Origin of the sequence: Buchnera aphidicola (Melaphis rhois), assembly GCF_005080745.1 — a bacterium.
GTDB classification, from domain to species: domain Bacteria; phylum Pseudomonadota; class Gammaproteobacteria; order Enterobacterales; family Enterobacteriaceae; genus Buchnera_B; species Buchnera_B aphidicola_AT.
The window spans coordinates 441,412-454,009 of the sequence record NZ_CP033004.1; the positions used below are offsets into that span (position 1 = coordinate 441,412).

Here is a 12,598-nt window from a genome sequence, read left to right on the forward strand (position 1 = left end):
ACAAAATATATCATATGATAATAACTAGAAAAATTTAAGTAAAACCAAAAATTATTCTTCAACTGTATCAAAATAAGTATTTGAAATAAAAATACTAACTTTAAAAATTAATGTTTTTATATATCCAATAATTCAATTGATGTTTTAAATCGATCAACCCTATCTTGTTAAAAGAGGAAAATAATTCTACTCTTATATTATTAGATAGCATTAACTCGTTATTACGTACAAAACATAATTGTTTTTGTTGCTTTAAATGTGATAGTTTATCCGCTTTATTCAATAATACTAATATTGGAATATTATATAGCTTCGCTAAATTAATTACTACTTTATCAAAATGTTTAATAGGATGCCTAATGTCCATTGACATAATTAATCCTATTAAACATTTTTGAACTTTTAAATATTTAAACACCATATTTTGAAAATTTAATTTAACATTTTTAGGAACTCTAGCATAACCGTAACCAGGTAAATCTATTAAACGAATTTTAGGAACAACCTCAAAAACATTAATTAATTGCGTTCTTCCTGGAGTTTTACTCACTTTAGCTAACTTTTTTTGATGAGTTAGAACATTAATTATAGTAGATTTTCCAGAATTAGAATAACCGATAATAGCAATTTCTAATCCATGTCTATATTTTTCTTTTTTTATATTAGCAATACTTTTTAAAAATATAGTATTGTGATAGTTTTGTATATACATAATCAAATCCTTAATACATTTAAAATATTATTTTTTAAAATATAATTACATAAAAATATTATATATTACAAATTCAAAATAATTTGATAATTCTGTGAATATAAATAAATAGTAAAATATATGTAATAACGATAAAAATGTATTTAAAAATATTCTATTTTGCGAATATATAGTAAATGCATTACTATTTTAAAATAAACATGTTAAAATTAAATTTTATAATATTAATGATACAAATTTAAAATCATATTTTCTTTCTATTTTTTGCGATATAAACAAAATGAATAAGAATTTGAGAAATATAGCCATTATTGCTCATGTTGATCATGGAAAAACTACTTTAATTGATAAACTATTACAACAATCAGGAATTTTAAAAAAACACAAAAAAGTATCCGAACGCATTATGGATTCTAATGACCTTGAGAAAGAACGAGGAATTACCATTTTAGCAAAAAACGCTGCAATTACATGGGGAAACCACCGTATTAATATAATCGACACTCCAGGACACTCCGACTTTGGAGGAGAAGTAGAACGTGTATTATCAATGGTAGACTCTGTACTATTAGTAGTAGATGCACTAGACGGACCAATGCCACAAACAAGATTTGTAACTCAAAAATCATTTAACTATGGAATAAAACCTATCGTAGTCATTAATAAAATTGATCGAAAATATGCAAGGCCAGATTGGGTAGTCAACCAAATCTTTGATTTATTTGTTAATCTTAATGCTACTGATGAACAACTTGATTTTCCCATTATATATACTTCTGCACTACTTGGTATATCAGGAACAGATTATAAAAATATGGGATCTGATATGTCATCACTATTTGACATGATAATAAATCATACCCCTTCTCCTAAAATTAATGAAAAAAATACATTACAAATGCAAATTTCTCAATTAGATTACGATAAATATTTGGGAGTAATTGGAATTGGACGAATTAATCAAGGTTCTATACAACCTAATCAAAATATTACTGTAGTGAATAATAATGGATTAAAATTTAATGGGAAAATAGTAAGAGTTTTAAATTATTTTGGGTTAGAAAAAATAGATACTAATATAGCAAAATCAGGAGATATAGTAGCCATAACAGGAATTGAAATACTTAATATTTCTGATACCATTTGTGATCCTAAAAACATCAACCCATTACCAACATTAAAAGTCGATGAACCAACAGTGGAAATGTTATTTTCTGTTAATACTTCCCCTTTTTCAGGAACAGAAGGAAAATACATTACATCTAGACAAATATTAAATCGATTAAAAAAAGAAAGAAAAAGCAATATTGCACTCAAAGTACACGAAACAAAAAACTCTAATACATTTTCAGTTTCTGGCCGAGGTGAATTACATTTATCAATATTAATTGAAACTATGAGAAGAGAAGGATTTGAATTAGAAGTATCTCGTCCAAAAGTAATTATTAAAAATGTTAATGGGATAAAACAAGAACCGTTTGAAATTGTCATACTAGACATTGAAAAAAAGCACCAAGGAACAATTATGCAATTAATAAGTGAACGTAAGGGGAAAATTACTGATATTATTCAAAATGACATGAATAATAGAACTAAAATTGATTGTATCCTTAGCAGCAATGCTTTAATCGGTTTTAGATCAGAATTTATAACTATTACTTCAGGATCGGGAATATTTTTTTCTTCTTTTAGTCATTATGGAAATATACAATCTAAAAACATTGGACAACGCAAAAATGGCGTTCTCATTTCTAATAAAACAGGATATGCAGTAGGATTCTCTTTATTTAATTTGCAAAATCGTGGAAAATTATTTATAGAACATGGAACAAAAATATATGAAGGCCAAATTATTGGAATTCATAATAGAATAAACGATTTAACTGTAAATTGTTTATCAGGAAAGAAATTAACCAATATGAGAGCATCAGGTTCTGATGAAGCAATCACATTAACTACACCATTAAAAGTTAATTTAGAATATGCAATTAGCTTCATTAACAACGACGAATTAGTAGAAATAACCCCTTTATCTATTAGATTAAGAAAAGAAAATCTAACAGAAAATAAAAGAAAAATAGCTACAAGAAATAAATAATGATTTAAAAGAAATGTGAGTATTTTAAAAAGTTAACGTAATAAAAAATTTATCATTTTATTTAAAATAATATAAAATATTATTAATTAATTATATAGTTTAAATAATACCAATATGAATAAAATACTAAGAATAATACATAAATTTTATATTGTTTTAGTTGGTATAAAAACGAACGGCTTTAACTTTTCACTTATTAATATAGTAAACGTTGAATAAGTGTATCATTTTTTCTAGTTTGATATCGTCTTGATAAATGTTCTACCTGAATAATTTTGTTTAAATTTGATACAGCTAATTTAAAGTCATCATTAATAATTAAATAATCGTATTCTACATAATGTTTCATTTCAGATACCGCTTGTGCCATTCTTTTTTGTATAACAAAGTCACTATCTTGTGATCTTTTACATAATCTCCTATACAACTCATTTTTAGACGGAGGTAATATAAAAATGCTTCTAGAGTTCGGTATTTTATCACGAACTTGTTTTGCTCCTTGCCAATCAATGTCTAAAAAAATATCTGTTCCTGTTGATAGATTTTTACATACTGATTGTTTAGACGTTCCATAATAATTATCAAATACCTGCGCATATTCTAAAAACTTTTTTTCTTTAATCATAGCTTCAAACTGACTAGTGGAAATAAAATAATAATGTTTTCCATTACATTCTCCAGGTCTAATCATGCGAGTAGTATGAGATATAGAAACTTGTATTTTGAATAATACATTAGTATTTAATATTTCTCGAATTAAACTAGATTTTCCCGTTCCGCTTGGAGCAGAGATTATAAATAGTATACCTTTTACCATAACATTTAACATTGAAATAAATCTATCTACATATTCATAAAATTAAAAATAAATATAAATAATTTTATATCGCTATACTAGCTTTAATAGAAGGATGATATCGATATCCAGATAAATTAAAATCTTGAAAACAATAATCAAATATTTCTTTCGGTTTTGTATTAATAATTAATGATGGAAGATTATAAGGATTTCGCAATAATTGTTCTTTTACTTGATCAACATGATTTTTATATATATGAACGTCACCACCCGTCCAAAAAAGATCACCAACTTTTAAACAACATTGCTGTGCTACTATATGAGTTAATAAAGCATAACTAGCAATATTAAATGGTAATCCTAAAAAAACATCACAAGAACGTTGATATATTTGACAACTGAGGATATTATTTATAATGTAAAATTGAAATAATACATGACATGGAAATAAAGCCATTTTGTCTAAATCACCAACGTTCCAACTAGAAACTAATATTCTTCTCGAATTAGGATTGCGTTTTATTTGATCTATTATATTTTTTATTTGATCAATTTCTCTTCCATCATTACTCATCCATCTTCGCCATTGATGCCCATATACAGGTCCAAGATCACCAAATTCATTTGCCCACGAGTTCCAAATAGAAACTTTATTATCATTTAAATATTTAATATTCGTATCACCTTTAAGAAACCATAAAAGTTCATGAACAATAGAAGTGAAATGACATTTTTTAGTAGTAACTAAAGGAAATCCTAATTTTAAATTAAATCTCATATGATGACTAAAAATAGATAAAGTTCCTATTCCAGTACGGTCGTTTTTATTCTTACCTATACTTAATATTTTCTTTAACAACAACAAGTAAATTTTCATATTAACCTATTACTTAAAATTTTTTAATTCTTCGGCATTGAATATAAATTACTAAAAAACCGCATATTACCATAGGAAATGATAATATTTGTCCCATAGTCAAACATTCTTTAAATAATCCTATTTGATAATCTGGTTCACGGAAACACTCAACTATAATACGAAAAATTCCGTATATAATTAAAAAAAAACCAGAAATAATCCCGTTAACTTTTACTTTTTTCGAAAGATAATATAATACTAAAAATAAAACTACACCTTCTAAAAAAAACTCATATATTTGAGATGGATGTCTCGGCAAAACACCAAACTTGTCTATTAATAATTTCAATTCCAAATTGTTTTTAGATGCTTCTAAATCTGCTATTTTAGAATTTGGGAATAAAACAGAAAAATAAAAATCTGGAGCAATTCGCCCCCATAGTTCTCCATTAATAAAGTTACCGATTCTTCCAGCTCCTAATCCAATAGGAATTAAAGGAGCTATTAGATCAGATATAATAAAAAAATTCTTATTTAACTTCTGTGAAAAATAAAAAATAACTATAATTACTCCCAATAATCCCCCATGAAAAGACATACCTCCTTCCCATATTTTAAATATATGCAGAATATTATTCAAAAAAAATAAAGGATTATAAAAAAATACATATCCTATTCTTCCACCAATAAGTAAACCAATAAAACTGAAATATATAATATCTTCTATTTCCTTTTTATTTAATCCTATTTTTTGTATACAAATCCTGCCTCTATATAGAACAAACATAAATCCTAAAATATACATTATTCCATACCAATTTATAGAAATATTAAATATAGAAAAAATTACAGGATTGAAATGAGGAAATAATATATAAGTATTATCCATTGATTTTATCATCTTACTTGAAAATATGTTTATTGTATTATCGAAAAAATAAATTTATAATATAAAATTAATCATACTATGTTAAACGTAGTATTCAATTCATAAACTATAGCAAAATTATTTATATTTAATGTAATAATAGCAAGAAATAACTAATATAAATATCTATAAATTAGACAAATACAATTTTTAATATTGATAATAACTCATCTATTATTATAAATAATCTATTAAAATAAAATATTAATTATTAATATTTTGTACTTTTTATACGCTTCGTTATACGCAATGCGTTTCTAATCTTAACAGTTCTTCCATAGTTTGACGTCGACGAATAACACGGAAATGTCCATCTTCAAATAAAATCTCTGGAATTAACGGACGACTATTATAATTAGATGACATAGAGGCTCCATATGCTCCAGTATCATGAAATACTAAATAATCACCAGGTTTAACTCTGGGTAGCATTCTAACTTCTATATCACCTTGGCTATTTTGAGTAAATATATCTCCTGATTCACACAACGGGCCACCTACTACAGTTTCTTTTGTATTCTCTTCGTTTAGCACTCGTCCATCACCAGAAATAACAGATATATGATGATAACTCCCATACATGACAGGCCTAATTAAATCATTAAATCCAGCATTAACAAGCACAAATAGTCTAGAACTAGTTTTTTTCACTGATCTTACTTCAGATACTAGTATTCCAGATTCTGCTACCAAAAATCTTCCAGGTTCTATTTCCAATTGAACTACATGATTTAAATGACTAGAAATTTTTTTTCTTGCCTCGTTCCACAATGTAAAATATTTTTTAATATCGAAAGAACGCTCATTTAATTTATAAGGAATTGTTAAACCACCTCCTGTTGATATCATTTGTATATCAAAATTAAAACATAATACTTGCTTAACCATTTCTTCACATGCACGTTCCAAATACGAATAATCCACCCCTGATCCAATATGCATGTGCAAACCAATTAATTTAAAATTATATTTTTTTATTAATGGTATCGTTAAACTGATATCCCAAATTCCATGTTTGCTATGTTCTCCACCTGTATTAGTTTTTTTATTATGTCCATGGCCAAACTTTGGATTAATACGCAACCAAATATGATGTCCTGGAGATACTTCACCAATCTGGTGTAACATGTCAATTGATCCTACATTAACTGGAATACGATATCGTTTGATTTTCTTTAACGTCAAAAAATCAATAACGTCTGCTGTAAATATAATTCCTTGATTAATGGAATTATATCCAGATATTAACCCTCGTTCAATTTCACCTAACGAAACAGCATCAATTTTTACTCCATTCTCACGAAACAAACGCAAAATATGAATATTAGAACAAGCTTTTTGAGCAAATCGAATTACATCAAACTGACGTAATTTTCTAATATTTTTTAAAATTATATTAGCATCATATATCCATAATGGAGAAGAATATTTTTTAACTAATTTTAATATATTATGTTGATTAAATATTGTATTTTGTTTTTTGTTTAAACAATTAAACATCATTATGATCTCAAAAGTAGTACATCAACGTCGTATCTATGAAAATTATTGTTAAAAACTAATAGTAGTATTAAAATAACTGAAAATAATAAATTTCAAAAAGTAAACCCGAAATATTAATTATAATATATAAAATATATGATAAATAGTAAAAAATATTACAAATATAATGTATGAATTAAAAATAATTTATCATAGAGAACCAATAGGCTTAAGAATAGGAAAAAAAATAACGTCACGAATGCTTTTTTGATTAGTTAAAATCATAATTAATCGGTCAATTCCTATGCCAAGTCCAGAAGTCGGGGGTAATCCATATTCAAGTGCAGTTATATAATCTTCATCATAAAAAGTCGAGTCATATCCTAATTTTAAATCTTGTTTTTTCATTTGATTCAAAAAACGATCCTTTTGATCTTCTGGATCATTTAATTCTGAAAATCCATTTGCTAATTCATAACCAGAAATAAATAATTCAAATCGATCAGCAATATTAATGTCAGAATTGTTTCTTTTAGATAAAGGCGAAATTTCTATAGGATAATCAGTAATAAAAGTAGGTTGAATTAATTTTTGTTCTACCGTTTTATCAAATATTTCTGATATTAATCTACCTATTCCCCAATGTTGTTCTACTTTTATTCCAAGATAGTTCACTATCTTCTTAACTTTTTCTAAATTATCTAAATCAGACAAAATAATGTTTGAATTAAAATTCAATATTGCTTGTTTCATAGTTAATTTACAAAAACTTTTTTCGAAGTTTAATTCATGGTGTCCATAATTAAATTTTAAATCACCCATGATTACTTGAACTATTCTTCTTAACAAATTTTCAGTAAATATCATCATATCTTTGTAATCTGAATAAGCCATATAAACTTCCATCATAGTAAACTCAGGGCTATGGCGTGTAGAGATCCCTTCATTTCTAAAATTTCTATTAATTTCAAAAATTCGATCAAATCCCCCAATAATTAATCTTTTTAAATATAATTCAGGAGAAATTCTTAAATATAAATTAAGATCCAAAGAATTATGATAAGTAATAAACGGACGAGCAGTAGCTCCTCCAGGAATATTTTGTATCATTGGAGTTTCTACTTCTATGAAATCATTTTCTAACATAAATTCTCGAATACTAATAAAAATATTTGATCGCGTTTTAAAAATAGAATGCAAATGTTTATTACTAATAAGATCTAAATATCTTTGTCTATATCTTATTTCTTTATTATATAATCCATGAAATTTATTTGGTAATGGTCTCAATGATTTAGTTAATAATTTCAATTCAGTACAAAAAATAGATAATTCTCCTGTCTTAGTTCTAAATAGACTACCACGAGCTCCTATAATATCACCTAAATCCAATTTTTTAACTATTTCTAAGTAAAAATTATCGGTAAAATTTTGTTCTGCAGTATATAATTGAATTTCTCCCTGACAATCCCTTAATATAAAAAAAGAACTTTTTCCCATAATACGTTTTTTTAAAATTCGACCAGCTACACTAACAAAAATTTTTATAGCATTTAATTGACTATTACTATGTGATTTGTATTTATTTTTAACATCTAAAGAACGATTACTAGGTTTAAAATCATTAGGAAAATTAAAACCATTGTTTTTTATATAGTGAAGTTTTTTCCGTCTTTGTTGTTCTTCATTATTAAATTTACTCATACTTCATTTACCTTTGATTTATTTTTTTAATAAAACTATATATTTCTTTAAAAACCACGTATCAAACTAGACTTAATAAACAAATCTAAATTTCCATCTAAAACAGATTGTACATCATTTATTTCTATTCCTGTTCTTAAATCTTTAATTTTAGAACTATCTAATATATATGAACGTATTTGATTTCCCCATCTTATATCTGACTTTTGATTGTTAAGAAGTTTTTTTTCATTTTTCTTTTTATTTACAGTCATTTCATATAACTTTGCTTTTATTTGCTTTAATGCTATATCTTTGTTTTTATGTTGAGAACGACTACTTTGAGATTGAGTTACTAATCCTGAAGGAATATGTGTAATTCGGACAGCTGATTCAGTTTTATTTATATGTTGACCTCCAGCTCCAGAAGCTCGATACACGTCAATCTTCAGATCACAAGAATTAATTTTAACTTGTATAGAATTGTCAATATCAGGATAAACAAAAGCAGAAGAAAAAGAAGTATGACGTTGATTATTAGAATTAAATGGACTTTTTCTTACTAAACGATGAATACCTGTTTCAGTTCGAAGCCATCCAAAAGCATACTTCCCTAATATTTTTATTGTAGCAGATTTTATTCCGACTATTTCTCCATATGTTATTTCAATAATTTCTGTTTTGAATCCTTTGAAATCAGCCCATTTTAAATACATTCGAAATAACATATTAGCCCAATCTTGAGCTTCTGTCCCTCCGGAACCAGATTGTATATCCAAATAACAATTTAAATAATCGTTTTTTTTTGAAAAAATAGAATGTAATTCTAATTTACTAATAACATTATCTAATTTATTTAATTCATCAACAATATCACATAATAAGTTTTGATTATTTTCTTTAATCGATAACGCTAAAATCTCTACTATTCCTTTTAAATCCATACTTATTCTATCTATAACAGAAATACAAGAAACTAATGTACTCTTTTCTCGATTTAAACTAGATACTAAACTTGGACTCTTCCATGTTTCAGGTAACTCTAGTTTATGATTAATTTTTAATAACTTATTATTTTTTTTATTATAGTCAAAGAAACTCCTTTAATCTATTTAACTTATCAAAACAAACTTGAATTCGACGCTGTATCAAATTAATTTCATTCATTATTCAATTATCTCTCAATTATATTTTTAAAATATTAAATGTTTTTTAAAACTAAAAATAAAACATAAATCTTATATAACAATATTATATATACTTATCCGATATATAAAATATTGCAAAATACGTTGAATTTAAAATAGTTTAATACTAGACTGATAAACAATTTAGATTAAAATTTTATATAATAACATACCTATTTCATTAATTTACTTATACATAGATAAATATAGATATATATCGATCTCAAAATTTAAAATAAATGCCTATCTTATTGATATAAATTAAGAAAAATTATGACAACATTACAGTATATAAGTAATTATCCATCATATTTCTTCAAAGAAGATATCATACTAATGGAACTAAACGATTGGATATTAACAACAATAACAGGCAGTGATAGCAAAAACTATTTGCAAAACAAAATAACTATCAATATAAATTCAATAAATAAAAATAATCATATGTTATGTGCTCATTGTAATATTAATGGAAAAGTATGGAGTAACTTACGTCTATTTCGACTTAACGAAACTAGTTATATGTACCTTCAAAGAAAAAGTATATCAAATAAGCAAATTCAAGAATTTAAAAAATATTCTATTTTCTCTAACATAACTATATGTAATAAAGCTGATCTATATTTACTAGGAATTATAGGAACATCAGTAAAAAAACGATTATCACAGTATTTTAAAAAATTACCAAATAAAAATTTACCTGTGTATTACCAAAATGAAATTATTTTATTATGGTTCAGTGATCCATTTGAAAGGTTTTTGTTAATTTCCGAAAAAAATAACATTATTTTAAAAAAAATATTGAAATTGACTAAAATAATACATGATAGTAATTTATGGTTAGCTCTAGATATTTCTTGTAAATATCCCATAATTGATAAAGAAATGAGTGGAAAATTTCTTCCACAATCTTTAAACTTAGAAAATCTTAACGGTTTAGACTTTAAAAAAGGATGTTATTATGGTCAAGAAATGGTTTCTAAAGCACAATTTAAAAAGTTAAATAAATATAACTTGTATTGGTTAATTGGAGAATCAAATCGAATTGTGCACATAGGAGAAAGAATAGAAATTGAAGATAATAAAGAATGGCGAAAAGTAGGGTACATTTTAGCTGTTTCTAGAATAAATGAAACAACAATATGGATTCAAGCAATATTAAGAAAAAATATTACAGTAAATAATATAATACGTATCGAAAACGATTTAAATAATAACTTGTATGTACAAACATAAAGTAACTTCTATTCAAAATGTTATATTCACATAAAATTCTATAATATATACAAATTACGAGCTTATAACATATTTAAATATACAATATATACTATAATTTATTAACTCAATATATTTACTCTTGTACAATAATATTATGACTAAAGATACTATATATATAAAAACATGGGGGTGTCAAATGAATGAATACGATTCATCTATGATTACCCAATTACTATTAAATAAATATCATTTTAAAAAAACTAATATTCCTGAATTAGCTAATATTCTAATCCTTAATACTTGTTCTATTCGCGAAAAAGCACAAGAAAAAGTTTTTCACCAACTAGGAAGATGGAGAAAATTAAAAGAAAAAAATCCTGCAATAATTATTGCAGTAGGAGGGTGTGTTGCTGTACAGGAAGGAGAAGAAATTTATAAACGAGCAAATTATGTTGATATTGTTTTTGGAACACAAACATTACACAAACTGCCAGAAATGATAAAACAAGTCAAAAATAAAAATAAACATATCATTGATATTACATTTCCTGTAATCGAGAAATTTGACTTTATTGAATATCCTAAATTCCCAGGAGTAACAGCTTACGTAACAATAATAGAAGGTTGTAATAAATTTTGTTCATTTTGTATTGTACCTTATACAAGAGGTCATGAAATTAGTCGACCGGTCGATGAACTATTATTAGAAATTTCTATACTAGCTGAAAGGGGAGTACGAGAAGTTAATTTATTAGGTCAAAACGTTAATGCGTATAAAGGAAAAACTTTTGACGGGAAAATCTGCCAATTCTCAGAATTATTAAGATTAGTGGCATTAATAGACGGAATTGATAGAATTAGATTTACAACTAGTAATCCTATTGAATTTACTGACGACATCATTGATGTGTATTCAGATACTAAAAAAGTAGTTAGTTTCCTTCATTTACCAGTACAAAGTGGATCTGATCGAATATTAAAAATGATGAAAAGAGCTCATAATGTTAAAGAATATAAAGACATTATTAAAAAAATAATTAAGGCTCGTCCGAATATTCAAATTAGTTCAGATTTCATTGTTGGATTTCCAGGAGAAACTCAAGAAGACTTTGAAAAAACATTACAACTAATTAAAGAAATTAATTTTGATGCTAGCTTTAGTTTTATTTATTCTTCACGTCCAGGTACACCAGCATCAGATTTATTAGACACCATATCTATAGAGGAAAAAAAGAAAAGACTTTATGTACTTCAAAATCTAATTAAACAAAATACAAAAATATGGAATGAAAAAATGCTGGGAAGTATACAAACAGTTCTCATAGAAGGACCATCACATAAGAATCCAATGGAATTATCAGGACGAACAGAAAATAATCGCATAGTAAACTTCGAGGGTAAACCTAATATGATAGGACATTTCATCAATTTAAAAATTACTAAAATAAACTCAAACTCTCTTAGAGGACATTATTCAAAAAAATTTAATAACTAATTTTAAAAATAACCTATTTTAAATAAATAATATATTAAATAAAATAAAATTCGATATAAAATCGTACATAATATTCTTATTAATACACATAAAAGAATTGATAAAATGTAAAAAATTTTTTATTATATTATTAATAA

The 12,598-nt window shown here is 25.4% G+C and carries 10 protein-coding genes; 3 read left to right on the plus strand and 7 right to left on the minus strand.

Features of this window, described 5'->3' with window-relative positions; genetic code table 11:
* Nucleotides 1-100 precede the first annotated feature (100 nt).
* Entirely contained in the window at nt 101-712 is a 612-nt protein-coding gene (yihA, locus tag D9V73_RS01975) for a ribosome biogenesis GTP-binding protein YihA/YsxC (RefSeq protein ID WP_158336603.1), read from the minus strand.
* Nucleotides 713-992: 280 nt separating this feature from the next.
* Here yihA and typA point away from each other — a divergent pair, with 280 nt between their 5' ends.
* On the plus strand, nt 993-2,810 hold the full coding sequence (typA, locus tag D9V73_RS01980) for a translational GTPase TypA (RefSeq protein WP_158336604.1): 1,818 nt from the start codon (nt 993-995) through the stop codon (nt 2,808-2,810).
* 196 nt (nt 2,811-3,006) lie between these two features.
* Here typA and gmk read toward each other — a convergent pair whose 3' ends face one another.
* The 6 genes from gmk to prfB form a co-directional block, all read right to left on the minus strand.
* Complete coding sequence (gene gmk, locus D9V73_RS01985) at nt 3,007-3,627, minus strand: guanylate kinase (RefSeq protein WP_187307837.1); 621 nt, start codon at nt 3,625-3,627, stop codon at nt 3,007-3,009.
* A 64-nt stretch (nt 3,628-3,691) separates the two neighbouring features.
* Nucleotides 3,692-4,486 carry a thymidylate synthase gene (gene thyA, locus D9V73_RS01990; protein WP_158336606.1) on the minus strand — a complete coding sequence of 265 codons (795 nt, stop codon included), beginning with the start codon at nt 4,484-4,486 and terminating at the stop codon, nt 3,692-3,694.
* Between the two features lie 13 nt (nt 4,487-4,499).
* The gene (gene lgt / locus D9V73_RS01995) at nt 4,500-5,357 is read right to left on the minus strand and encodes a prolipoprotein diacylglyceryl transferase (RefSeq protein ID WP_158336607.1); all 858 of its coding nucleotides are present in this window, start codon (nt 5,355-5,357) and stop codon (nt 4,500-4,502) included.
* A 279-nt stretch (nt 5,358-5,636) separates the two neighbouring features.
* On the minus strand, nt 5,637-6,896 hold the full coding sequence (lysA, locus tag D9V73_RS02000; protein WP_158336608.1) for a diaminopimelate decarboxylase: 1,260 nt from the start codon (nt 6,894-6,896) through the stop codon (nt 5,637-5,639).
* Between the two features lie 192 nt (nt 6,897-7,088).
* A complete protein-coding gene (lysS, locus tag D9V73_RS02005) occupies nt 7,089-8,582 on the minus strand; it encodes a lysine--tRNA ligase (protein WP_158336609.1) in 1,494 nt (497 codons plus the stop codon).
* 47 nt (nt 8,583-8,629) lie between these two features.
* Nucleotides 8,630-9,728, minus strand: a protein-coding gene (gene prfB, locus D9V73_RS02010) for a peptide chain release factor 2 (RefSeq protein WP_158336610.1) whose coding sequence is annotated in 2 segments (ribosomal slippage) — nt 8,630-9,664 and nt 9,666-9,728 — 1,098 coding nt in all. Because the reading frame shifts where the segments join, the coding sequence is not laid out codon by codon here.
* 293 nt (nt 9,729-10,021) lie between these two features.
* On the opposite strand from prfB, the gene ygfZ reads away from it, so the two are divergent.
* Nucleotides 10,022-10,984, plus strand: coding sequence for a tRNA-modifying protein YgfZ (ygfZ, locus tag D9V73_RS02015; protein WP_158336611.1), 963 nt, complete (start codon nt 10,022-10,024; stop codon nt 10,982-10,984).
* Between the two features lie 136 nt (nt 10,985-11,120).
* Nucleotides 11,121-12,461 carry a tRNA (N6-isopentenyl adenosine(37)-C2)-methylthiotransferase MiaB gene (miaB, locus tag D9V73_RS02020; protein WP_158336612.1) on the plus strand — a complete coding sequence of 447 codons (1,341 nt, stop codon included), beginning with the start codon at nt 11,121-11,123 and terminating at the stop codon, nt 12,459-12,461.
* Nucleotides 12,462-12,598: the final 137 nt, after the last annotated feature.

Coding starts and splice junctions, on each gene's coding strand:
- ygfZ (WP_158336611.1), top strand. CDS start 10,022: ATGACAACATTACAGTATATAAGTAATTATCCATCATATTTCTTCAAA.
- yihA (WP_158336603.1), bottom strand. CDS start 712: ATGTATATACAAAACTATCACAATACTATATTTTTAAAAAGTATTGCT.
- miaB (WP_158336612.1), top strand. CDS start 11,121: ATGACTAAAGATACTATATATATAAAAACATGGGGGTGTCAAATGAAT.
- thyA (WP_158336606.1), bottom strand. CDS start 4,486: ATGAAAATTTACTTGTTGTTGTTAAAGAAAATATTAAGTATAGGTAAG.
- lysS (WP_158336609.1), bottom strand. CDS start 8,582: ATGAGTAAATTTAATAATGAAGAACAACAAAGACGGAAAAAACTTCAC.
- lysA (WP_158336608.1), bottom strand. CDS start 6,896: ATGTTTAATTGTTTAAACAAAAAACAAAATACAATATTTAATCAACAT.
- lgt (WP_158336607.1), bottom strand. CDS start 5,357: ATGGATAATACTTATATATTATTTCCTCATTTCAATCCTGTAATTTTT.
- gmk (WP_187307837.1), bottom strand. CDS start 3,627: ATGGTAAAAGGTATACTATTTATAATCTCTGCTCCAAGCGGAACGGGA.
- typA (WP_158336604.1), top strand. CDS start 993: ATGAATAAGAATTTGAGAAATATAGCCATTATTGCTCATGTTGATCAT.